General features: G+C 47.1%; 18 protein-coding genes and 1 pseudogene. 5 read left to right on the top strand and 14 right to left on the bottom strand.

The genetic code is table 11. The annotated features are described in order from the left end of the window. Window positions 1–81: 81 nt before the first annotated feature. Entirely contained in the window at window positions 82–1,329 is a 1,248-nt protein-coding gene (locus QUB11_RS09320) for a hypothetical protein (protein WP_333390314.1), read from the bottom strand. Between the two features lie 583 nt (window positions 1,330–1,912). Here QUB11_RS09320 and QUB11_RS09325 point away from each other — a divergent pair. Next, a complete protein-coding gene (locus tag QUB11_RS09325) occupies window positions 1,913–2,821 on the top strand; it encodes a tetratricopeptide repeat protein (protein ID WP_333390316.1) in 909 nt (302 codons plus the stop codon). 205 nt (window positions 2,822–3,026) lie between these two features. Here QUB11_RS09325 and QUB11_RS09330 read toward each other — a convergent pair whose 3' ends face one another. The 3 genes from QUB11_RS09330 to QUB11_RS09340 form a co-directional block, all read right to left on the bottom strand. Continuing rightward, on the bottom strand, window positions 3,027–7,067 hold the full coding sequence (locus QUB11_RS09330; RefSeq protein ID WP_333390319.1) for an AAA domain-containing protein: 4,041 nt from the start codon (window positions 7,065–7,067) through the stop codon (window positions 3,027–3,029). A gap of 226 nt (window positions 7,068–7,293) precedes the next feature. Further along, window positions 7,294–9,021 (bottom strand): succinate dehydrogenase/fumarate reductase flavoprotein subunit, encoded by a 1,728-nt coding sequence (locus QUB11_RS09335; RefSeq protein WP_333390322.1) that lies wholly within the window; start codon window positions 9,019–9,021, stop codon window positions 7,294–7,296. A gap of 129 nt (window positions 9,022–9,150) precedes the next feature. Further along, window positions 9,151–9,465 carry a hypothetical protein gene (locus tag QUB11_RS09340; RefSeq protein ID WP_333056259.1) on the bottom strand — a complete coding sequence of 105 codons (315 nt, stop codon included), beginning with the start codon at window positions 9,463–9,465 and terminating at the stop codon, window positions 9,151–9,153. 522 nt (window positions 9,466–9,987) lie between these two features. Here QUB11_RS09340 and QUB11_RS09345 point away from each other — a divergent pair. Together QUB11_RS09345 and QUB11_RS09350 are read left to right on the top strand one after the other, a co-directional pair. Then, window positions 9,988–10,713, top strand: a complete 726-nt coding sequence (locus QUB11_RS09345) for a lysophospholipid acyltransferase family protein (RefSeq protein WP_333056260.1) — start codon at window positions 9,988–9,990, stop codon at window positions 10,711–10,713. A gap of 99 nt (window positions 10,714–10,812) precedes the next feature. Beyond that, entirely contained in the window at window positions 10,813–11,634 is an 822-nt protein-coding gene (locus tag QUB11_RS09350; RefSeq protein WP_333390325.1) for an alpha/beta hydrolase, read from the top strand. Between the two features lie 793 nt (window positions 11,635–12,427). Here QUB11_RS09350 and QUB11_RS09355 read toward each other — a convergent pair. The 3 genes from QUB11_RS09355 to QUB11_RS09365 form a co-directional block, all read right to left on the bottom strand. After that, the gene (locus tag QUB11_RS09355) at window positions 12,428–12,868 is read right to left on the bottom strand and encodes a hypothetical protein (protein WP_333245633.1); all 441 of its coding nucleotides are present in this window, start codon (window positions 12,866–12,868) and stop codon (window positions 12,428–12,430) included. A 75-nt stretch (window positions 12,869–12,943) separates the two neighbouring features. After that, complete coding sequence (locus tag QUB11_RS09360; protein WP_333390328.1) at window positions 12,944–14,539, bottom strand: tetratricopeptide repeat protein; 1,596 nt, start codon at window positions 14,537–14,539, stop codon at window positions 12,944–12,946. Between the two features lie 333 nt (window positions 14,540–14,872). Beyond that, on the bottom strand, window positions 14,873–15,310 hold the full coding sequence (locus QUB11_RS09365; RefSeq protein ID WP_333390331.1) for a hypothetical protein: 438 nt from the start codon (window positions 15,308–15,310) through the stop codon (window positions 14,873–14,875). A gap of 316 nt (window positions 15,311–15,626) precedes the next feature. On the opposite strand from QUB11_RS09365, the pseudogene QUB11_RS09370 reads away from it, so the two are divergent. Together QUB11_RS09370 and QUB11_RS09375 are read left to right on the top strand one after the other, a co-directional pair. Continuing rightward, a pseudogene (locus QUB11_RS09370) lies at window positions 15,627–16,296 on the top strand (IS607 family transposase). A gap of 9 nt (window positions 16,297–16,305) precedes the next feature. Further along, window positions 16,306–17,382 carry an RNA-guided endonuclease TnpB family protein gene (locus QUB11_RS09375; protein ID WP_333390333.1) on the top strand — a complete coding sequence of 359 codons (1,077 nt, stop codon included), beginning with the start codon at window positions 16,306–16,308 and terminating at the stop codon, window positions 17,380–17,382. Window positions 17,383–17,437: 55 nt separating this feature from the next. On the opposite strand, the gene QUB11_RS09380 is transcribed toward QUB11_RS09375, so the two are convergent. The 7 genes from QUB11_RS09380 to QUB11_RS09410 form a co-directional block, all read right to left on the bottom strand. Further along, on the bottom strand, window positions 17,438–18,259 hold the full coding sequence (locus QUB11_RS09380; protein WP_333390337.1) for a sigma-70 family RNA polymerase sigma factor: 822 nt from the start codon (window positions 18,257–18,259) through the stop codon (window positions 17,438–17,440). A 374-nt stretch (window positions 18,260–18,633) separates the two neighbouring features. After that, entirely contained in the window at window positions 18,634–19,206 is a 573-nt protein-coding gene (locus QUB11_RS09385) for a DUF2996 domain-containing protein (RefSeq protein WP_333206353.1), read from the bottom strand. Window positions 19,207–19,389: 183 nt separating this feature from the next. Then, window positions 19,390–20,277, bottom strand: coding sequence for a hypothetical protein (locus QUB11_RS09390; protein ID WP_333206354.1), 888 nt, complete (start codon window positions 20,275–20,277; stop codon window positions 19,390–19,392). A gap of 137 nt (window positions 20,278–20,414) precedes the next feature. Then, complete coding sequence (locus tag QUB11_RS09395) at window positions 20,415–20,969, bottom strand: hypothetical protein (protein ID WP_333206355.1); 555 nt, start codon at window positions 20,967–20,969, stop codon at window positions 20,415–20,417. 337 nt (window positions 20,970–21,306) lie between these two features. Next, window positions 21,307–21,423 (bottom strand): photosystem I reaction center subunit VIII, encoded by a 117-nt coding sequence (locus tag QUB11_RS09400; RefSeq protein ID WP_333042098.1) that lies wholly within the window; start codon window positions 21,421–21,423, stop codon window positions 21,307–21,309. 57 nt (window positions 21,424–21,480) lie between these two features. Further along, window positions 21,481–21,990: a photosystem I reaction center protein subunit XI gene (locus QUB11_RS09405; protein WP_333042100.1), complete on the bottom strand. Its 510-nt coding sequence runs from the start codon at window positions 21,988–21,990 to the stop codon at window positions 21,481–21,483. Window positions 21,991–22,104: 114 nt separating this feature from the next. Next, on the bottom strand, window positions 22,105–22,821 hold the full coding sequence (locus tag QUB11_RS09410; protein WP_333390340.1) for a TIGR04283 family arsenosugar biosynthesis glycosyltransferase: 717 nt from the start codon (window positions 22,819–22,821) through the stop codon (window positions 22,105–22,107). Window positions 22,822–23,042: the final 221 nt, after the last annotated feature.

Genomic DNA, 23,042 nt, shown 5'->3' on the forward strand with positions numbered 1-23,042 from the left:
TTTTAGATTGGCGATTTAGCGGTTGTAAATTAGTGTTGGACACACTAATCTAAAATCTAAAATCTAAAATCTAAAATTGGTTCATTCCTCGATCGGCTTAGGCTTCTTAACCGGCTTAGGAAGAGGTTCCTTCGGGACAGGCGGTGGTGCTGCGGCTGCGGACTTGATGGTAGGACGCCCTACAGGAGCACCGTCACCCTTCGGCTTAGGAGTAAACGGACGCTTCCCTCCTCCTTTGAAGCCACCGGGCGGCTTGCTGCCAGGGGGGAATTTCCGCTTTTTAATCGGCAGAGCACCAATATTATTAGCCTGCTCAATCATCAGACTCTCAGCTTTCAATTTGACGTGGAAATCCCAAAAAAACCCGATCGCTTTTGTTGCTAAATCTCCCTTGAGTTTCAGTTTAAAAAACTTCATCTTGTCGTCATTCTTGCGGGGAGCTTGCTTGATTTTGACGATGACATACTTTTCTTCGTCTTGGGATTGATAAATCACCTCACCTCTAATCGAAAAATAGCCATCTTCAACATCAGGTTCCGAGGGAGGCAAAGACGCGGTCGAGGCTTCGCCGCTAGCCTCAATCTCCGCTGCTTCCTGATTTTCCTCATCAGAGGACGGTTCGGGAGGTTTCTTGAGCGTTTCCGGCTCCCAAACCCCCATAATCTGGGCGTGCAAGTTCCCGTCTTCTTGCCTGGTGCGGGGATAGACCACCCACAAGTGTTCTTGTTCCAGCTCCAGGTGATTTTTGACTAAACTCATGACTCTACCCAGCAAAACTGCGTCGATGGCAGTTCCGTCGGCAGCTATGAGCATACCCCGGGTGAATTGCTCTTCTGAGGGCGTGTAGCGGCCCCGCACCAAACCAACAGCTCGGTACTGTCTGGGTTCGCTGGGGGGGGGAATAGGATGTTGGCGCATGACGGAGGGTATGTCCTCAGCGGCCTGACTTTCGTTAGCAGCAGGGTCGGCGTTTGCCGGCGGTGCGACTGCTAGGGCTGGAGTATCGCTGACAGGTGTCGAAGACTCTGCTGGCGCCGGGGGAGCAGGAGGATTGCTGGGCTGGTCTTGTGGCTTTGTTTTGTCCTTGTCGGGGGCAGAACTGTAGCGTGGTCGTTGCAGCCTATCCTTGGACGCTGGGGCGTCTGTTGGCGTTGCCGGTTGATTTTGGTCAACAGGCGCAGCCAACGCCGAAGGCACCGAACTTTCGTCTGGTGTCTCAGGAATGGAATCTGTATCTTTAGGCGGATTGACGGCCAGTTCGCTCGGCTGAGCCTTGCGAGTTGAAGTAGATTTGGACGATTTGGAAGACCGGTTGGGAGAGGGGTTCATAAAAACTCCTTGCAGCGGAGACACATCCCTTAAGGGAAATTAGGAATAAACTGAAGAAACTGCTTTAAAAACTACTAGCACCTGACAGGCGGGCTTGCGCCCGGAGGTCTGGTTGTGACCCGTCAACGCCAACTTTCAACGCTACGTGTGCCGATCGGTTCGCTGGCTGCTAAAATCCTTGCGAGCAAGGACTTTGGGAGTTGCTGACCGATCGATCGCCGATCGCGCTGAGTTTGGAGTTGCTGGCTAATAGCATTTAGGATATTCAGCTTGCCTATTTTACTTAATCCAATTACCTAACGGCCTGATCCGCCATATTTTTGGTAATTTTTAGCTTGACCAGACTAAATTGGACAGACACCGCAGTCCTTGGGGCTGCGGGTCCCAGTGTCCAAAATTGTTTAGCTAGCATGGAGTTGTGGGTCTGTTACCATATTAGCTGCAAGTAAAAGGCTGCTTTGTCCGTTGGGACTTTGAAGTTAAAAACATTTACGGTTGCACCGATCGAGCTAAATGGCAGATGCCCCCCGGCAATGCCTTAATTCTTAGAAAATAGTAGATTTTAAGCTGGGATAGTTGAATTATGGAAAAAGCAAACAAGCGTCGTGGGTTGATTACTGTGGTGGTGGTGCTGTCGCTCATCGCTTTTTTGGGATTTTCCCTTGTGCCAATTTTAAACAGTATTCTCCAGGCCAGCCAAGCGCAAAGTCAGTCAACTCCAACGCCTACTCAGACGGCGCAGTCTGGGGAGAAGCAATCAGAGTTGCTGCAAGCTCAGGCGAGGGGATACGAATTGGTTTTGCAGCGGGAACCTGACAACGTAACGGCTTTGCGGGGATTGTTGCAGGTGCGACTGGAGTTGATTGGACAAGGAGTGGGCGACATTAAGGATGCGATCGCTCCTTTGGAAAAGTTGGCTTCGCTGAATCCAGAGACTACTGAATACGGGATTTTGCTGGCTCAGGCTAAGGAACGCACGGGCGATCGCGAAGGGGCTGCTCAGGCTTACAGGTCAATTTTAGCGTCTAGGCCTGGGGAAATTAAGGCTTTGCAGGGGTTGGTGAATTTGCTGCTGGTGCAGCAGCGGCCGGAAGCTGCGATCGGACTGCTGCAAGATACGTTGAAAGCTGCTCCGGCTGCAAATCTGGCGAAACCGGAAAGTGTGGATGTAACTTCAGTGCAGTTGATTTTGGGACAGGTTTATGCTGTGCAGAAGCGCTACGAGGAGGCGATCGCAATTTATGACGAATCTGCTAAGGCTAATCCCAAAGATTTTCGCCCGACTTTAGGAAAGGCGATCGTGCTGAAGGAACAGGGCAAAACAGATGAGGCAAAAACGCTGTTCGATCGAGCTACTGAGTTAGCTCCTCCTAACTATAAAGACCAAATTAATCAGTTAGCTAGTGGCACTCCTTCGCCTTCTCCTGCGGCTACGACGACTCCCGAACCGGCTGCTTCTCCTAGTCCTGAAGGTGCGCTACCGAAACCTTAAGGAAAGTATTAAGTTTTGAGTTATAACTTAAAAAGTTTAAAATTCAAAACTTAATACTTATAACTCAAAACTCTTCGCCAATTACCAATTACAAGCAGCAGCGACATCTTGACGGAAAATGTTGATTCTCCTCAAGGATAAGCTGTTAGAGGACTATGCTTCAAGGCAGTTTTAGTATGATGAGTGCAAAATTTTAACTTCATCCTCACCTAGAAGAACGCAGTCGCTCAATAGCTGCAAAAACTGCTTGATCGATTCGCGCTCCCCGGCGCTTGAACCCCAGCTCTGGCAGCATTACTTTCAAAATTTCCTCATCGGTACGCAGACAACCATCTGATAAGATCCACCGAATTAGCGACATCAGTTCAGCCTGAGTATAATCGTCAATTTTGGCTCGTTTTGGAACATTGGGTCGCCTTCCCCGCAATGCTGTAGGAGACTTTATTTCTGGAGTGAGTGATGGGGATGTAAAAGGTTGGGGAGTTTGTGGAACTGGCTTGGTCGGTTTATTCTTCTGTGCATCTACCTGGTTAGCATACTTAACAGCAGCTTCGTAAGCATCCACAGCGCGTTGTATCTCCTTCTCCCGCCGCATGAACCAGTCAGTTGACCAAATGCGGTGAAAGCGCCAGCCGAGTGCTTCCAGTTGTTGCTGTCGCAGTCGATCGCGATCGCGTGCGGTTGGTAGAGAATGGTAACTCGCCCCATCACACTCAATTGCCAGCACAAATCGCCCGGGCTGCTGCGGATGTTGCGCCACCATATCAATTCGATAGCTCGAAACTCCCCACTGAGGCAGAAGCGAGATGCCCTTACCTGTTAGTGCATCATAGATATCCTTTTCAAAGGGATTGAGTTGCACGCCTGACTGTTGGGTTTCGCCAAGAATCTTGCCCTCACTCGCGGCATACTGAATGTAAAGTCGCAACAGTTCCACACCTCGCGATGACGACCGATTCGGGTCCATATCGTGGTGGTCAAATGACGAAACCAGAGTCATACGCTGCCTTGCCCGCGTAACTGCAACATTGAGACGGCGTTCCCCTCCCTGGGTCAGCAAGGGGCCAAATCGATACACCAGCCTGCCCGAACGGTCTTTGCCATAGCCTACAGACAACAGGATTGCATCCCGCTCATCCCCTTGAACCCGTTCGAGGTTTTTGACAAAAAAGCGTTCCGGACGACTCTCCTCAAAGAAACCTCCTAATTCAGGACGTTCCCCAAGTGCTGCATCGAGGGCTGCTTCAATGCGCTGTGCGTGTTTGATGCCCATTGTAATTACGCCAAGCGTTTCGTTAGGTTGTTCAGTGGCGTGTTGGAGCACTAACTCAACTACTCGCTGGACTTCCCTGGCAGCGCTTTCTTCCTGACCGTCCTGACCGGGAATACACGACACAAGAACGTGAGAGATAGATGCTAAACCACCAGGACTGGGAAATGTAATCAGGCGATCGTTGTAAATGTGGCGGTTGGAGAAGGCAATTAACGCTTCATCTCGACTTCGATAGTGCCACAAAAGCTCCCAGGTTTCCAGGAAAGAGGACATCAAATCGAGCAGACTCTCCAACCCTTCAACGGGGGATGGAGATTCGGCTTCCTCTTCCTCATCCAGACCCCCTGCAAAAAATGTTGTCGGTGGGAGTTGGTATTTATCCCCGGCGACAACTGCCCTTTCCGCCCGCAGTAATGCCGGAACTGCATCCTCTGGCAATACCTGACTGGCTTCATCGAAAATGACAACATCGAAATAGCGACGGTCAGCGTCGAGTAACTGGCTCACCGAGAGGGGACTAGCCATCCAGCAGGGACTAATGCTGGTTAAAACATCGGGAGCTTCTGCCAAAAGCTTACGCAGTGGCAGATGTCGGGCTTTTTTAGCCGCTTCGCGCCGTACCAACGCTTCTTGTTCTGGATAGGCATTCATTGCAGCGATCACCCGTTCCGCATGGGCGCGTCGGACTCGATTGGAAGAGATATTCACTCTTTCCTGGTCTAGGGCGCGAAATTCTTCAATCAACTGCTCATGAGTTTCTCTATGGAAGACTGTTAAGGCTGAATCTTGGGCACGCGCCTGGTCGAGACAGGAGGCAAACCAGGCATACTTGAATTGCTTCGACCATAGGGAGGGATCAGATTTTAGCCGTCTGAATTCCGCAATAATTGACGACGCACCACACTGTTCAATTGCGCGCTCAATTTCTTTGAGACGCGCCACCAGTAGCGGTATGTTGAGGTCTGCTGCCAGCTCATTAAAAAGTTCTTTTAAATTTTGGAGCGGTAACTGACTTAGATTACCTTGCCCCAAATCGGCTTCAATACGATTTAGGTCTGTAATGAGCGCTTTCAGGTTGTCTCGTGCTGCACTCAAAGACGTGACTTGGCACGGAACAGAAGCCGAACGCGACAGCCATCGCCAACGACTCAACTGTTCCGATGCTTTGGTTACTTCCTGAAATAATTGCCCATTTGAGGTTTCTCCAGCTTTTCGTAGTTTCTTAAGAGTAGATAAGGCATTTTTGAAGTTGCTATCAAAGAGCCATGCCAAGTTCTCTGCGATGAAACCGTTTTTTAATGGTGACAGCGCATTGACTTGCTTTTCTAGGTCTTGTTTAAAAATATCTTCCGAATAGAGAAAGAGGGTTTTTTCAACATCTTCGATAAGTGTGATTAGCTGCTCGGCTTCGTTAAGGTTAGTAGGTGGCTCTAGCTTGGTAGTAAAAATGAGCGTTTCTAGGCACTCATAAAATGCTGGTAAATGATCTCTAGCAATCTTCCGCACTACATCTGATGCCAGCAACGCAGCGTTTCCCGACAATAACTTCACTTTCATCCAAGGGGAGGGATGGTCGCCAAGAAAGAGACTGGTTAATTCTCCACTACTTATTTCTGCCAGGAGTTGCTCTACAGTGTCAGCCTTTTCTGCACTGAGTCGATTAAGTTCGACACCGCGAAAGCGGATATTGATCCGCTCCGATTCAGAAAATTGCAACAAAAGCTCAGCCTGAATCTCGTAGACACTCTTAACTGATGGTTCGCGCTTATCGTGCAGCCGTGCTACATGGTCATTGAGCCGCTTCCTTCGATCGACAAAGCGTTGGTGGAGATTGCCGGTGTCTGCTGGGGAAATATTGCGTACCAGTGTCAAGCTTTCTGCTACTTGCTGTAATACCTCTCGCCGCGAGATAGCTGCACCGTGTAGATCGAGCAATAAATGCCCCAGTCCTTTTTGCTCTAATCGAGTTTTCACCACTTCCAAAGCGGCACGCTTTTCAGCAACAAACAGGATGCGCTGTCCTGATGCGACTAAGGTGGCAATCAGATTGGCAATGGTTTGGCTTTTTCCTGTACCGGGAGGGCCTTGAATGACTCCATTTCGCCCTGCTAGAGCTGCATGAATCACCTGCTGCTGACTTGAGTCGGCATCGAAGACAAGAAATTCGTTGTCGGGTGGGATGCGATCGAGTTCTCTAAGGTCAATGTTTTGAGTCGTACCCCGGACATTTTGACGGGCTGTGATGTCCCCAGCGATCGCGGAAATCATATCATTGGCTACCATCTCACTCAAGCGATCGCGCAGGTCTCTCACCATCGCCATCTTTTGGAAAGAGAAATTACTGAGGACTGCCCGTGTTTTAATCTCAAAGCCTTTTAATTCAGAGGCAGCTTTGGTTAACTCAGAATAAACAGCTTCTAGGTCTGGACTCTCGTCTTCCCCTACGCTTTCTGCCTCCCCTAGCAGACATTCGGGCGTGACTTGGCATCCATATTCTGCCTCTAGTACGTGCAACAATACGGGGTTGACCTGGACTTCGCCGCTACGTTTTAGTTTGATTGCGCCGCGCGCATCTACATGAATTGGCACCAGAAGGACAGCAGCTTCTGGCGGACGACCTCCATCAGTTGGAGTCCAAGTTGCCATTCCCAAAGCGAGGAAAAGCGTTTCTAGCCCCTTTTCTTCTAAGTTGGCAAGTGCGCGGCGGCGGATTCCCTGTACCTGTGCTGCGGCTTTGAGTTCTTCAGCCTGCGGTAGCAGACGAATTAACGGAACAGTCTTGCCAGTCAGCAACTCTTTCAATGCCTTGGAGTTACAGTCTGAGAAATCAAGTGTCCCCCTCTTAAGTTCGCGATAATATAGCAGGTTGTTGCGCCGTGACAGATCGATTAGGCGTCGAATCCAACCCTCCCGTACTCGCTCCACAGCAGCATAGCGCTCGCGCTTCGCCCCATCCTTAACAAAGTTGCTCATACCAACACTCTTTTCCCACAGCATATCCCCTGAAGACTCTCAACGCTTGTCTAATATCTGCGAGATCGATATTAATGTTACTGCCTCTTGAGTCTGATGCAAAGCTTCTCAATCCTTATTTTTCCATACTTTAGAAGTCTTAATGCTCAGCCGCCACTCAGATTTCTTGATTAAAGAATCTAGAATCTATAGTTGACACAAATGGTGGGCAATGCCCACCTACAAATTAATACTTCCTCTCCTGCGGCTCAAACATAGTAATCGCCACCGGCATATAAGCCAAATCAATCCCCGCAGGCGAATAATACGCCATTGTATGCTTCAAGAAATTGCCGTCATCGCGCTCAGTAAAATCTTCCCGCGAATGAGCTCCTCGACTTTCCTGCCGGTTCAAAGCAGAAGTTAAAATCATTTTCCCGACAATTATCAAACTCCGCAACTCCAAAGCTTCCACAATTTCCGTATTCCACAAATTGCCTTTATCGTCTAAGTAAACTTCCTCATATTGTCGCTCTAAATCCGCCAATTTCTTTAAACCTTCCTGCATCAATTCGGCGCTACGAAATACACCACAATACTCAGTCATAGTATCTTGATACTGCTGCCGCACTTGATTGATTCGGTATTTTCCGGGACGCTCTACAAGTGCCTGAATTTGCTCTTTTGCTTCCGTAATATAACGCTGTTCGTCTACAGCAGGCAACTTGCGATTTTGTACAAATTGTGCTATGGTTGCGCCAGTAACTTTGCCATAAACGACGCATTCTAAAAGCGAGTTGCTGCCCAAACGGTTGGCGCCGTGAACCGAGACGCAAGCTGCTTCGCCGGCGGCAAAGAAACCGTCTACTAAACTGTCAGGACTGCTGCGAACTTGCCCGCTAACATTAGTAGGAATTCCCCCCATTGAATAGTGAACCGTAGGGCGCACGGGCATCGGCTGATTTACGGCATCAATTCCTAACAAACGGTGGGCTTCTTCCCAAGCAAAAGGAATTTTGCTCATAATTTTTTCGCGCCCCATGTGCCGCAAATCGAGGTAGATAAAGGGGCCGCCGGCACTACCATCAACATTAATCCCTCGGCCGGCGCGAATTTCTATGGAAATTGACCGCGAGGTGATGTCTCTGGGCGCTAATTCCATCCGCGACGGGGCATAATTGGCCATAAATCGATCGCCCTCTGAATTAATCAAATAAGCGCCTTCGCCCCGCACAGCCTCGGAAATCAACACTCCCACCGGATACAAACCAGTCGGGTGAAACTGCACGAATTCCATATCTTCCAGCGGCAATCCCGCCATAGCAGTCATCGCCAAACCGTCTCCCGTCGAGGCATAATCGTTCGACGTGGTATTGTAAACTCGGCCGTAACCGCCCGTAGCAAACATCACCGCCTTAGCGCGCACGACCTCAATTTGACCGTCTAGAAGGCGGTACATAACTACCCCCTTGGCTTGGCCTTCTTCCAAAATCAGGCGCGTGACATACCACTCCTGATAGATGTGAACTCCGCAGCGGCGCAGATTGTTGACTAATTCGTGGAGGATGGCGTGACCGGTTTTGTCGGCGGCGTAGCAGGTGCGGCGGTGGGAATGTCCGCCGAAAGCGCGCTGGGCAATTCGGCCGTCTGGGAGGCGGGAGAAGAGGACTCCCATGTGTTCTAAATCTATGACTACACCGGGTGCTTCGCGGGTGAGGATTTCTACCGCGTCTTGGTCGGCTAAATAGTCGGAACCTTTTACTGTGTCGAAGGCGTGGGCTTTCCAACTGTCTTCGGGATCGACATTTTGGAGGCTGGAGGCCATCCCACCTTGGGCTGCGACGGAGTGCGATCGAATCGGGTGAGTTTTAGCGACGACAGCTACCTTTAAACTGGGGTCAGTCCGGGCAATTTCTACTGCGGCGCGGCAACCTGCTAAACCGCCGCCTACAATGATTACGTCGTGTTCTAGCATCTTTTTGAATTATTTTGAGTGTTCTGCTCAACTTATGGTGACGCAAAAAAAAACTTCCCACCAAAAGAGCAGGAAGTTTTTTAACTTTTGATTTGAATGGGAAATCAAAAGTTAAAATTTCACATTGGACTAGCCGGCGCTTTCGACAGGCTGCTGATTGGACTGATTTCCCGTTGCAGAAGGTTGAGTTTCCGTACCGGGTTCTACAGCAAGCACTTCAATGTTATTTAGCAGAGTTGTAACGAAAGCAAACAGCAAGAAGGGCAGAGACAGCACTAAAATCAAGCCGACGGTAGCCAAGGCGAAGATTTGGCGGGCGCTACTCCACAAGGCGAGTGCCGACGCTAGACTTAGGAAGATGACTATCAGCCAAACAATGATTTGACCGTAAATGTCGCCAAAGGTGAGCGTACATTTAAGGCGATAGTTTTGGATGTTATTCATTTGATGCCTCGCGAGATTGCTATTACGACTTGTCCAAAAATACTTTGACAGTGTGTCAATGGCCACTGTAAATTTCTAAGTTTAGCTGCCGCAACCTGGTTTTAGGGCTGTTTTAAACATTTTTATAGAAGTTTGCAACAACACTTTATGAATTTTTGTTTCTGACTGGGAAATTTGGCCGAAACAAGACTTACGCACTCCGACAAAGAAACCGGGTTTTTTACTGTTTTGGCGGGCTGTAACGCGTCTTTTCGCAAAAAACCCGGTTTCTGGCAACCCCTGCGTCCAGGACTAAGCTGTTCTGAATCTAAATCGTATTTTTTGTGCGGGCTATAAGCCCAACCCCTACTCCCCACAAGAACTTTATCAAATTTTAGTTCACAGTTTAAATGTCCAACAGCTTACGAAACAAAGGCACAAGGGGAAAGTCTACTTTTTGAGGGAGCCCCGACTTGGTAAAGAAATGTTAAGCTGCGTGGAAATGGAATCAACCTTTATAGCGTCGCACCTGTCTTTTCGCCCATGTCTTCAGAGAGCAAATTGCTGATTTCGCGCTGTTTCCTGGCTGGTTTGGGAACGCAGATGTTTATGTACCGCGAAGACCGGATTCCCCAAGAGAGTCCGGTTCTGGTGGTGAGCAATCACCGCAGTTTCTTAGATCCTGTGCTGCTGACGGCGGCTTTGGGTCGATCGATCCGCTTTGCTTGTCATCATTACATGGGTCAAGTTCCGGTGATGAGGGAAGTGGTCACGACTTTCGGCGCTTTCCCCTTGGAAGCACCGGAACACCGACAGCAGCATTTTTTCTCTCAAGCAACAGCGCTACTGCAAGGCGGGGAGATGGTGGGGGTGTTTCCAGAGGGTGCAGAACCGATGGTGAAGCTGACTGGCCCGAATACTGTGGGGAAGTTTCAGCGGGGATTTGCTCATTTGGCTTTGCGGGCGCCGGTGCGGGATTTGGCAGTTTTGCCGGTGGCGATTAGTTCCTTTGAGGAACAGTCAATACGATCGGGTGTACCGCTGAAGTTGTTGAGTTTGTTCGATCCTTCGGAACCGCTGTTCGATCGATCAGGGTGGCATCCTGTGATAATTTATCAGCGAGTTAATGTTTTAATCGGCCGGCCTTATTGGATTACTGTCGAGAGACAGCAGCAATATCAAGGCAAAAAAGCCAAAGCAGTTGTTGCTGAACTCACCAACCACTGTCAGGGGGAAATTGCCGAATTACTCCAACGAGGTTGTTTGTAAGTTTGTTGACTGTTGACTGTTGACTGTTAACTATTGGCTGGTGTCAGCTTTCCAATCTAAAATCTAAAATCTAAAATCTAAAATCGATTGACTTGAATCATGGCAAATGCTAACAACAAGATTCGTTTCCTAACCCCCAAACCGCCGAAACCCGATCGCCCTTTATTTGTATTTTTGCCCGGTATGGATGGCAGCGGTTTGCTCCTGCGGCCGCAAATTTCTAAATTAGCAAATGATTTCGACATTCGCTGCTTAACAGTACCCGCTGACGACATGGCTAGTTGGGAGGTACTGGTTAGCGAAACAATTGCCTTAATTGAAGCAGAAAAGCAAGCCGGAAAGCCGAAGCGGCCGGTTTATCTGTGCGGCGAGTCATTTGGGGGCTGTTTAGCGATGAAAACTGTTTTAGAAGCTCCTCAATTGTGCGATCGATTAATTTTAGTCAATCCAGCTTCTTCGTTTCGACAGCAGCCTTGGGTGCAGTGGGGCTCGTATCTGACTCAGTGGCTGCCGGCCAACCTTTATCCGCTGTCGGTAATCGGTTTATTGCCGATATTAGCATCATTAGGAAAGATTGGGCGCGACGATCGCCGCGCTTTGCTAGAAGCGATGCAAGCGGTACCGCAAAACACGTCTGTGTGGAGATTGGCCTTAGTGCGATCGTTTAATGTTGACGAAAATCAGTTGCGCGGCATCAAACAGCCGACGCTAGTAATTGCTAGCGGTGCCGATCGGCTGCTGCCTTCTCTAGTAGAAGCGAAGCTTTTAGTCAAGGTAATTCCCAATGCTGAAATGGTGCTGCTGGCTAACAGCGGTCATGCTTGTTTGTTAGAAACAGATGTTAACCTTTACGGGATTATGCAAGCTCGCAATTTTTTGACAAAATCCGAAGAAAATCGGTCATTAGTCAGCAGTCAATAGTCAATAGTCATTGGGCATGGGGCATTGGGCATTGGGCATCTCCGAAAAACAATCTTATCGGCATCAGCAATTAGCAATTAAGTAGATGAGTGGGAAAATACATAAGTATGTCATAGCTGCATGAAACGAAGTGAAACGAAGCAATCGCAATGGTTCTGGCAGATTTACATTCCGTTACATAGCGAGGTTTCTTTGCGCCTACCTACTTAATACCTCTTGGATGTCGATGGTCAGGAACTGCAATAATAGCTTCAATTAAGTTCAGAGACTGTTGGCGAATTAAAAAAGGGTAATACCCCTCATAGGTAAAATGTAGATAGTGTAGGTTGGGTAGAGCGCGAGCGAAACCCAACTCTTTTAAAATAATGTGTTGGGTTTCGCTGACGCTCTACCCAACCTACTACATCTATGTGAGAAACACCGCGAGTGCTGGTTTTAGAGGTGAGGGGTGAAACCCTATGTGAATTCGCCAACAGTCTCTTAAGTTCATTAGCGATACACCGAGTTAGGATAGTATTTGCGATCGGGTCAGACCCGATCGCAAATACTATGATACATTTAAGTAGATGAGTGGGAAAATACATAAGTATGTCATTGTTAGTTAAACGTCGCAATTGCTTACGGTTCTAGCAGCTTTACATTCGGTTACACAGGAAGGTTTATTTGCGCCTAGCTACTTATCCTCTGACAATAAATCCACCCTGCTTTACTACTCGTGAAACATACTTAGTCTGGTCAGATTCTGACTTTTTCAAGCCTAGGCCTTTAGATGTGCGCTTCCTGACGTAATTCTTTATTCCTGCGTCGCACGTACACGAACAGATCGACTAAACTCAGGCCTATTTCTTTGCATATTTACTACCTTTACCGGATATATACCCATTCTTTTGGATATACATTGTTCTTTAGGGCTAGCCCGTAAATCTTCTATTTTTACGTCTATTCCCCCCACCCTGTCGGTGATATAAAGCAATTTTAGGTTACCCACTAAGTTATCAGTTGTCTGGAAGCAAAGCGTTATATTCCTCATATCTTTTGGCATTAAGTTCAATGTCTCTTGAGGACCGAGAGTCTTCTCTCCTAATAAAATCGTTTCTGCTAAGGCTGCACCGGCGAAACTAAAAGAGATGCCAACAGCAGCGATTAAAACTGCTGGTAATTTTTTGACAAAACTCATACGACAATACCTCGTTTGTTGAAATTTACGTTGATTGGTGGTTTTTTCTTCCCACATCTTTTAGACGTTTCCCGATCCCAATTTAGTAATTTTTCGAGTTACGAGGAAATTTTCTCCCCCAAAAATCCCCCCTCAAACCCTAGAACCCTTCCCCTTCTTACCCTTCAACCGCAGCAAACTCTTCTCAACCTCCCCACGCGCCGGATACAACAACTGCTGACTCAAAGCACTTTCATAAGCCTGTATCGCCCCCAACCTATCCTTCAACCCCACCAAGGATCTCCCTAACCAGTAGTCAGCCATAGCCGGGTTAAACGCGCTCAATTCCTGACATCCCTCACCCGCAACTTTCCACCAGCGCTGACTAGCCCCAACATCCCCCAGCACCTGGTAACTCTCCGCCAGCCACAGCGCCGTCGGCACGAATTGCAGAGAAATTCCCGCTGGTAACAACTTCCATCCTTTCTCCAACGCCTCCACCGCTTCTTGATGTTTAAGCGCCAAAGCCAACACCCGCCCATGACGAAACCAAGCATCAACTAACTGCGGCTGAAGTTTCGTCGCCTGAACAGAAACACTACATCCTCGTTCAATCTCTTTGAAGTGTTCCACCAACACCCGCCCCGCAGTCGCCCAAACACTCCAACGTTCAGGAAATCGTTTCAGCATCTGTTCTGCCACAAAACGCAATTCTTCCCAGCGTTTGGCAGCCGGTAAAATTTCACACAAGACCTGATAAATTGCACAATTATCGGGATACAGTTGATAAGCATTCGCCATCATCTGTGCTGCTTTTTGATATTCTCCCGTGTCGTATAAGCACCGGCCATAGTAATACCAACCATAAGGATAATTGGGGTGTTCGGTGGTAAACTCTGCTAACACCTCCACACCTTGCCGCCAATCGCCTCGGAAAATGTGATAATAGCCCAGAGAACTGTGAGCCTCAGCCCCATGAGGAGTTTGTAGCAGTAAACAGGTAATCATCTTTTTCGTCAGTTTCCCCTCTTCACCAGAAACTAATCTCATCTGAAGACGTTGCTCAATTTGTCGTTGCAGTACCCTAAAATCATTCGGAAATAGAGCTATAAGCTTGCTCAACTGCTCTGTTGTGGCGCTCATATCCCCCACCGCCAGATTCGCATCATGGCTGTAAATCAAGGCCACAACATCATCTGGGTTGATTGCCAAAATTTGCTCCACAGCACTGAGCACGCCAAGATGATTTTCTATCTGCTGATACACCTGTGCCAAAGCCAGCCGGTGAACGACTTTTTCAGGTTCTAAATGAGTTGCTAAATTAAAGGCAATAATTGCTTTGTCACTCTCACCCCGACAAACTGCAATCAATCCCTTGATATGATGCTGAGTCGCTTCGTTTTCGTAACACGACAAGGCTTTTTCATAGACTTCTATTGCCTCTTTTTCTCGTTTCATTAGCTGCAATAGTTTCCCTAGTTGCAGCCGCACACCCATTAATTGCGCTTGTCGCTCAATCACTTGATGATATTCGGCAACCGCTTGTTGCCAGTCTCCCATCTGGTAAAGCAAATTAGCTAGTTCTAACCTTTTTTTCCATCCTTGGGGATATTTCTGAACATACTTACTTAAAGTGTTCAATTTCTGCTCTTGTCTAGTTGGCTTTTCTTCTAAGAAAAAGTGAACATTCATCTCTAGCCCAGAAGATTGGCAGAACTGCACCAATGATGTGGCAAAGTGTCCAGACATAATTTAGACTGGCTATATATAAGGGGAAATAGAATAACTTACGTTGATCAGATTATGTCTTAGTTACTCAAACTAAACAAGGTATAAAAGATTAATTATTATCAAGGAAAATCAATGCGCTCGCGTCAATCAATGGCTCTCTCGTAAACAAAAAGCGATATCTACGAGGGGCGTTGCCTACGCACTCCGAAAAAAAGCGATCGCGCCCTTCGTCGAGTGGGCAAGATCGCTTTTTATTCAAGTTTTTGAACACTCAAATGGAGCAGCACTAAGTTGGTAATGTCCCCAAAGTCAAAGAGATTTCACTCTCACGCATTATGGATTATTTTACCTTTACATTTTTCTGGCTTCATCAAATATATTGTCTAGCTCATCGGAGTCCTTACGGTTGGCAGATTCCCCTGTATCGTCTGCCCAAATTGTTAGCATTCTAAAACATAGCTTAACTGATAACACTTTTTGAGTGTTGCAGTAATCAAATAATCTTTTCTTCCTGTCTGCTGGATCCTTCCATATCTCGTCAAATGATTTGAACGTGGCATATCCCCCAGGTACTTTACTCAGCATATCCCTGAACTGACCAGCAATTAAATAAGTATCTGGTGTTAAATTTAACTGCCTAGATGGAATACTTTCCACAGGAAGTTTTACCGTGTCTGACTGAAACTTTTCAGAGGTAATCGAGTTGGTAGCAGCAAAGCTGCTTATGGATGTAGATGACCACAGGAGACTTGCCACGAGTGCGATCTGGATTTTGCGGGATGTACTCATTTTTTGTTAAGAAAGATGTAACTAATGCCTGGACTCTAAGCGGTTTTATCTGACCGCTTATTTATTAGTTAGACGTTTTCCCACCCCAATTTGGGAATTTTTCGAGTTACGAGCAAATTTTCTCCCCAAAAATCCCCCCTCAACCCCTAGAACCCTTGCTCCTCTTACCGTTGAGCCGCTGCAATATCGTCTCAACTTCCCCACAGGCGGGATAAACAACGGCTGACTCAACGCATTTTCATCTCCAGACTAGAAGAGTAGTAGAGCTAGTCCCTAGGTAGCGAATAAATAGACAAAATGGTACACTTGTAGACAAATATGCGGTGTACCATTTTGTTTAAGCTCGCGCGTTTTCGCAAAAAAGCTGGGATTGTCAGTAAAAACACTCCAATGTTGGGACGTTTCAGGGAAGTTGCAAGCCTTGCGCACCCTGTCAGGTCATCGGTTCTACACCGAAGATGATCTCTTGATAGCCAACGGATTGAAGCCCATAGAAGCCAACCGAAAAACGGTCGTCTACCGCCCTTGTTTCGTCCAGTGGACAGAAACCGGAACTCAAAAATCAGATGCTGGCAATGGAAGCTTTCTGCCCTTGTCGAGGATTAACAGTCGATGATTGGGTGTCAGAAATTGGGGGCGGACTAAATTTTAAAAGGAAAAAGTTTCTAGCAATCATGCTGTCAATGCTCAAAGGTGAAATATCAATAATTGTAATTGCAGACAAAGACAGAATGTGTCGCTTTGCTTTTGAATTCATCCAAGAGCTTGCCACGTCGGTTGGATGCGAAATTGTAGTCGCCAATCAATTATCGTTGTCCCCCCAGCATGAATTAGTAGAAGATTTGATGGCGATAATCCACTGCTTCTCTTGCCGTCTATACGGTCTACGAAATTACTCCAAAGAGCTCAAAGAAAACCTAAAAAATGCTATTGACAAGCCCGTACAAGACCTGGCAAAATTGAGGAATCAAGAAATACAGTGTTGAGGTCGAACAATGCTTTTATCCATCAAAACAAAGTTAAAGTTAAACAAGAGCCAAGCAACAGTTATGAGTAAACACGCTGGAATAGCAAGGTTTACTTATAATTGGGGCTTGGCTACTTGGAGTAATCTTTATCAAGATGGACTGAAGCCAAATAAATACCTCCTCAAGAAATTCTTTAACAACCACGTAAAACCTGAGTTTACGTGGATTAAAGAGGCAGGTATTTGCCAAAAAATTACCCAATATGCGTTTGATAACCTTGGGGATTCTTTCTCTAGATTCTTCTCAAAAAAAGGTGGCTATCCCAAATTCAAGAAGAAGGGGCATCACGATTCTTTCACTATTGATGCGAGTGGTAAGCCTATCCCTGTGGGCGGTACATCTATAAAGTTGCCGACAATCGGCTGGGTAAAAACTCACGAGGGATTGCCTCATACAACTTGCAAGTCAATTACCATTTCGCGCACTGCCGATAGTTGGTTTATCGCATTTGCCTACGAACAACATCATGAACCTACAATCAAAAGTCATGATGTTGTAGGAGTTGATTTGGGAGTCAAAGAGTTAGCTACACTTTCAACTGGCGTAGTATTTCCGAACCCAAAGCACTACAAAGCACATCTCGCAAAACTCAAGAGGTTGTCAAGGGTTCTTGCCAGAAAGGTCAAGGGTTCCGAGAATAGATACAAAGCCAAAATTCAATTAGCAAAGCATCACGCTAAGGTAGCAAATCTTAGAAAAAATACTCGGCATCAAATCACTACTTACTTATGCAAAAACCACGCAAAAATAGTAGTAGAAAATTTGAACGTTTCCGGGATGTTGACCAATCATAAACTAGCTCAAGTAATAGCTGATTGTGGATTCCATGAATTCAAACGCCAGTTAGAGTACAAGGCTAAAAAGTTTGGCTGTGAAATAATCGTTGCCGACCGATGGTTCCCGTCGAGCAAGACCTGTTCAAACTGTGGACACATCCAAGATATGCCACTCAAAGAAAGGACTTATAACTGTGGAAGTTGTGGTCATTCGATGGACAGAGATTTAAACGCAGCAATTATGTTGTCGCGGTTGGCTAAACCGTGAAAGCTTACTGAGGGATAACCGCTCCCATGCTCCCGATGAAGTAAGAAGCAAATGTCTAGACTTGTCTAGTATTTGTATAGCAGATGTAGGAATGATGTGGTAAAGTTTCCAGACATAGTACGGTGACTTGATAGCTAATTTCTTCATCCTGGCTTTTTGGGGGAATTAGTGATTCCCAATTGCATTGGGGTTGAGACTTTTCTGGCAAAGGAATTACCAACTTTAAGGCGGGCGAGGAAGAATTTAGAGGAGTATCATCTTCACCGGCCAGATATTTGGTTAAATGCCTTCGCAGAATACGTCCGGCTTTTCTCACGGATTTGCGGACGTTTTCTTCAGAGCATAGAAATAGCTTGGCAATATCTTGATAAGATTTATTTTGGTAGTGGTATAAGACAAAAGTATCGCGGAGTCTGGGAGGCAAGGAGTCAATTTTGTGGTAGATATATGCCGACAATTCCAGGTCTATAAGATTAGGTTCAGTAAATCCTAAGTTAGAATAAAGTGCGGGATAATCTTCAAGTTTAATCTCGTCTATGTTTTCAATTATTAATGTTTCTCGTTTTCGTTTTCGATGGAAATCTATGCAGAAGTTATAGAGAAGTTGAGTTAACCAAGCTTTAGGACATTTAATTTGAATTCCATAGTTTTGCCATTCATTCCAGGCTTTAAGCATTGCCTGACTCAATACTTCTTCGGCATCGATTGGGTTTGAGTTCATCCACTTGAGACAGCAATGGGAAAGATAATCTTGATGCGCCTGCCATTCTTGCCAAAAAAATGTATTTTTATCTTCAGTTTCATCCGACAGGATTGATGCCGCCACTGATTGAGAAGATGACCTGATTTTCTGAGTTCTCTGGCTATTGCTTTCCATTTACAGGAGATTCCACATTTATGAAGTACACCAGCCTATCGTGAGCTTCCCCGTAGGGATACTCCAAGATCCCGTTGGTGTCAACAATCGCCTGAAAGCCTGTGATCAATCTCGTTTTTACCTGAGTCCAGATCCCCCTAAATCCCCCTTAAGAAGCAGGACAGTTTCATTCTCGGTAGGGGCCGTGCCAAGAGTGCCGGCCCTCTTGGTCTGATGCCGATCAAATCCTCTAGGTCGGGGGTAGACACTCTTGGCACTACAACAGTCAAAATTCATGTTTTTGGTGAGAATGAAACAGCCCTGCCTTAAGAAGGGGAGTAGGGGTTGACTTTGAGTAAGTTATTGTCCCCCCCTCTTCTTATCCCGAACTCAGGTTAATTAAGATTTAGCCATTTTTGAGCGTTAAGCCGCTGGACGACGCCAAACACCATGAGGTCTAGTGTTACCTTGCGCTCATCGATCAAAAAAGGCTCTAAAGTGCTGGTTTTTGTCTTATTTTCCGCGCAGGAAAAGGCTCTTTGACTTTGAATATTTTCTTGAGGAAAATACAGGTTAAATTGGCGCTCTCCTTCTTGGAATTTACCAATTACCTGCCAGCAATCCCCGGCGGAACTCATCCCAAAAACGGGGAATTTTTGCTTGGTAAAACTCACCTCTAAATCCTTAACGCCCTGCTTAGTCAAAGCAGTTTGCAAAGCGGGCAAATAATCTTGTTGAATAAATTCCGCAAAGGGCTTGTCTTCAACAGCAGGTGCTTTTTCCTTTTTAGCTTTAGCTGGGGGCTTGTCGCCTTCGGCCTTGGCTGCGGGCTTTTTAGCAGCCGCTGGAGGCTTGTCAGTGCTGGGGAAGTCGCTTGTCTCGGCAGTGTCGGAACTCGGGGCGTTCTCGATCGACGCACTGGGAGTTTCCGATTCGCCAGCGGTAGGATTTTTCGGTTCTTCTGACATTAACGCTTCCTGGTAAAAGTGATTGGGTAAGGAGTTGGGATTTGAGCAAGCGGGCGATCGACTTTCTTGAGGGCACACATTTTATCGCAAACCAACCTGAGAGAATGGCTAGTCAAAAAAATTTGAACTGAAAACACTCTCACAGGGCGATCGCCCGCCAATATCACAACTCCTTTGGTTATTCTAAATCTCAGCGACAGCTCGTTCAATCAAACGGCGGGCGAGAGTTTGAACACCGGTGTGTTCGTAATAGTTGGTAGTCATGTCGAGGAATGCGCCCACGTAGTCTACCTTGTCAGCAGAAATATCTACAAAATTCTGCAAGTGGCCGAGTACGTTTTGGGGAGTCAAACCTCGATCGCTCACAAAAGAGCTCATCCAGCCGGAAACCGAGTTAAAGCTTTCGCCGATAAAGCCCAACTGGCCTGCGGGAGAGCCCCCTGGAATCATGCCGCCGATCGACTTGAAGACCGAATTATCTTGCAAATCGTTCGGGGAGAGCCTCTGAATCCAAGACTGAGTTGCCATGATAAAGTCCGGGCCCAGAGGAATCAAACCATCGAAACAAACCAAAGCAGCCATCCGCATCAGGGATTCGCCACCGTAGTCACCCAAGGAGGCGGCAAAATCGCCGATGCTGTCGCCGGGAATGCCGTTGATTTGGCAAAAAGCGAGCAACTCAGTGACTAACTTCAGAGAGAGGTCGATCGTTTGAGCTTTTTCCGGCTTGGGAGTGAGATTGCCGAGCATGGACAAAAACGGCACATTTTGGGAGACTTTGTTAGCGAGGGCGGCAGTGCCCAAAGCCTTGTCGGCACTGTCGATCGTTTGGTAGAGCCAGAGAGCGCGCTGGTAGCCCTCTGATTTATCGTTGTACAGGTAGATGGCCCGCTCGCCAATTTGCTGGATCAAATCTTCGTCTGTTTCGCCAGTAACGGTGCGAATGGTATTTTCAAAGCCAACTAAATTGTTCCACTCACCGGGAACCACAAAGTCAAGCGCTCGGAGGGCTTTGACAGTCATGTTGTCTTGAGGCAGTGTATCGACTAATTCAAAGACTGTTTTGCTCACAAAAAACTCCTTATGCTGGAACGAAAATCAAAGGTATTACTTTTGGCAGATTGCAAAACTTCACAGTCTCATTGTTGCAGACTTAGTTATGATTGCGCCAGACGGAAGTCGGGCGCGGAGTGTGACAAGAGACATTGCTACTTGACGCGGGCGAGGCCGCCGAGGTTAAATTTTGACAGCCAAGCTTCGCGATCGTTCGCGGTAAAAGAGGGATTGCGGGATTGAACTTTCACCTGATAGCGATTTGCCACTAAAACAGCAGTGATATTAGCACCCTGATTAACAGCGGGATAGCCGCTGATTTGCTTGGTACTTTGCTGGAATTTTGCACCGGCGCTGGGGTTGCCGGCGATGTCGTTAATCGAGAGCACCGCGACATTTTTACCGTCTTTGTTCAACTTAGCTTCAGCAAAACCGGATTTTTCTTGAGCAAAAACGCGATCGAATCCACCGCCAGAAGACGGGAAGTATTTATTTAACTTACCGCCCGCAACTGCCTTCTTGGGCAGGTTTTGATTACTAGCACTTGATTTATCAGCAGTTGTCTGCTGTGCTTTACCAGGTTTTTGGGTGCTTTCCTGCTGAGCTTTGTCCCAGCGTGATTCGGTTTGGGTTTGACCGCAGGCGGTCACTAACAGCAGTACCGAGATCAGGAATGGAGCTAAAATTCTGCGTGCGGGGGAAAATTGCATCGCTGTCTCCTCATTAGTAGGTTTCCATAACAATTGTGGCTCAGAATTTGGCAATTGGTGTTCCCCGATCGGATGATTTGTCTTCTTTGCAAAAAAATCCTCTACCTGCAGGCAGAGGATTTTTTTGCAATTACGAGTTTTGAAGGAAGAAAACTGAAAGATTGCTCCACAGATAAATTCTGGGGATGGGGGTAAAGAAACTAAGTTTTCTGAGAGCCAGCAATCTCAAAACAATTTTTACTGATTTTCCCTAGCTTTATCTAGAAATTTCACAGCAATTATTGATCAATCGTCTTACTTCGGCTTTCCCACTTAGGTCTTACTTGAGGGGTAAGGATCAGGCGTCGCTTTCAATGTAGATAAACAACAAACCCATTACCACAACCGGCATCACCCAGGTAATTAGGGGAATCAAAATCCAAGGCAAGAAAGAGGCAGCGTAGGAACCTGTCATATCAAATTCTCCAAACTAAAGTTAGTGTGTTCCAACAGGGATATTTGGGAGTCGAGTCTAATTGTTGACTAAACCCCGGAAAATGGCATCAACGCCGTTAAAGTTTTCGAGTAAGAAGTAGGCAACAAAGACACCACCCATTCCACCAATGAAGAAACCCCCGGTAAGCTGGCTCCACCCCTCAGCATTTCTGAGGGAATCAGGGGTCATGGGATTAGCGCTAGGGTAGCTGGTGTTGTCTTGTTTGAAAGAGACTAAACCGTAAGCAGACATACCTAGTGTGCCCAGCAGAACTAAGACGAGGGCTGTATATAATCCCCCGAGATTAGCTGCTTCTGGATAATCCCGCAGGGGTCCGAAGACGATTTCGGGGCCGACGAGGAAATAACCGTGTGCCAAACCAATTTCTAGACCTCGAATTAGGGGCGAGAGTCCTTTGCGGTAGGCGGGCAAGTTCCCAATAAATGCTTTTGTGAAATCAGAAGCACTGATGGGGGTGGCTAGATGACCCGTGAAGGGGTCGCCGTTAAAGGGTTTAATAAGCTCTGCATCTCTGGGATCGGCCATATTCTCTTTTTCCTCGCTGTGCGTAAAAGTTGAGGCGTTCAAGTCATATTTTACGCAGGGAGGTGTTTCCTATTTACATAATTAACGGCGAGCTTTAGAAAAGTTCACTATTCTTTAGTTTTTGGAAGAATTTTTCTTTTGCCTCTTATACCAGAAAGCGAGTCGATCGGGCGACACTCCCAGGAAATAAGCGATGATTACTATTTGATTAATGGCGGTGGTTTTGATCGCCCCAAGCTGCTGCCAGCGACGGGCGGAGGTCAGGACTGGCTGGGGTACTATTTCAATGCGACCTTGTTTTTTCAATCGGCGCACGAATTCAAAGTCTTCCATGAGGGGCAAGTCGGGAAAACCGCCGATTTGGTCAAAGGTAACTGCGTGGAGGAAAATAGCTTGGTCGCCGTAGGGCATTTGCAGAAAGTTCGATCGCCACTTTACCCCTGTTTCTACCAGCCGGAGGCTGAGACTGCGGGCGTCAATCTGGAGTTGAAAGGCCCCCGCTACAGCAGACGGGTTAGCTAGTACCCGACGCGCGCTATCGTCGTACCCGCGAGGCAACAGAGTGTCTGCGTGGAGAAACAGCAGGATATCTCCAGCAGCAGCGGCGGCACCTGCATTCATTTGAGTGGCGCGGCCTGGGGCGGTGGAGATAACTCGGACGCCAAAAGATTTTGCTATATCTGTAGTACCGTCGCTGCTGCCACCGTCAGCGACAATTATTTCGACATTTTGGGCCTCAAGGGCGGTGGAGATGACTGAGGCTATTGTAGGTGCTTCGTTTAAGACTGGAATGATAATGGAAATTTTGAGATTGGGATTTTCTGGCGACATACAGACTTAAGCAACCCGTGAGAGAGAGGGCGGGTTTTGTACAAAGCTGATTTTGCCCATTTCTGACCCCAGGCTCGCCCCTACATTTTGCCTTAAGGTGGGAGAGTTTGGTAAAAAACCAAGCTATTAGTTGCTCATTTTTTACACCTCGCCCGCGCCTACATTGGGCTTTCATCTGGCGGGGCGGGTTTTGTACAAAGCGGAGCTGTTAGTTGCTAATT

It is taken from the genome of Microcoleus sp. B6-A1 (assembly GCF_036705085.1).
Lineage (GTDB): Bacteria > Cyanobacteriota > Cyanobacteriia > Cyanobacteriales > Microcoleaceae > Microcoleus.

Coding starts and splice junctions, on each gene's coding strand:
- QUB11_RS09320 (WP_333390314.1), bottom strand. CDS start 1,329: ATGAACCCCTCTCCCAACCGGTCTTCCAAATCGTCCAAATCTACTTCA.
- QUB11_RS09325 (WP_333390316.1), top strand. CDS start 1,913: ATGGAAAAAGCAAACAAGCGTCGTGGGTTGATTACTGTGGTGGTGGTG.
- QUB11_RS09330 (WP_333390319.1), bottom strand. CDS start 7,067: ATGAGCAACTTTGTTAAGGATGGGGCGAAGCGCGAGCGCTATGCTGCT.
- QUB11_RS09335 (WP_333390322.1), bottom strand. CDS start 9,021: ATGCTAGAACACGACGTAATCATTGTAGGCGGCGGTTTAGCAGGTTGC.
- QUB11_RS09340 (WP_333056259.1), bottom strand. CDS start 9,465: ATGAATAACATCCAAAACTATCGCCTTAAATGTACGCTCACCTTTGGC.
- QUB11_RS09345 (WP_333056260.1), top strand. CDS start 9,988: ATGTCTTCAGAGAGCAAATTGCTGATTTCGCGCTGTTTCCTGGCTGGT.
- QUB11_RS09350 (WP_333390325.1), top strand. CDS start 10,813: ATGGCAAATGCTAACAACAAGATTCGTTTCCTAACCCCCAAACCGCCG.
- QUB11_RS09355 (WP_333245633.1), bottom strand. CDS start 12,868: ATGTGGGAAGAAAAAACCACCAATCAACGTAAATTTCAACAAACGAGG.
- QUB11_RS09360 (WP_333390328.1), bottom strand. CDS start 14,539: ATGTCTGGACACTTTGCCACATCATTGGTGCAGTTCTGCCAATCTTCT.
- QUB11_RS09365 (WP_333390331.1), bottom strand. CDS start 15,310: ATGAGTACATCCCGCAAAATCCAGATCGCACTCGTGGCAAGTCTCCTG.
- QUB11_RS09375 (WP_333390333.1), top strand. CDS start 16,306: ATGCTTTTATCCATCAAAACAAAGTTAAAGTTAAACAAGAGCCAAGCA.
- QUB11_RS09380 (WP_333390337.1), bottom strand. CDS start 18,259: ATGGAAAGCAATAGCCAGAGAACTCAGAAAATCAGGTCATCTTCTCAA.
- QUB11_RS09385 (WP_333206353.1), bottom strand. CDS start 19,206: ATGTCAGAAGAACCGAAAAATCCTACCGCTGGCGAATCGGAAACTCCC.
- QUB11_RS09395 (WP_333206355.1), bottom strand. CDS start 20,969: ATGCAATTTTCCCCCGCACGCAGAATTTTAGCTCCATTCCTGATCTCG.
- QUB11_RS09400 (WP_333042098.1), bottom strand. CDS start 21,423: ATGACAGGTTCCTACGCTGCCTCTTTCTTGCCTTGGATTTTGATTCCC.
- QUB11_RS09405 (WP_333042100.1), bottom strand. CDS start 21,990: ATGGCCGATCCCAGAGATGCAGAGCTTATTAAACCCTTTAACGGCGAC.
- QUB11_RS09410 (WP_333390340.1), bottom strand. CDS start 22,821: ATGTCGCCAGAAAATCCCAATCTCAAAATTTCCATTATCATTCCAGTC.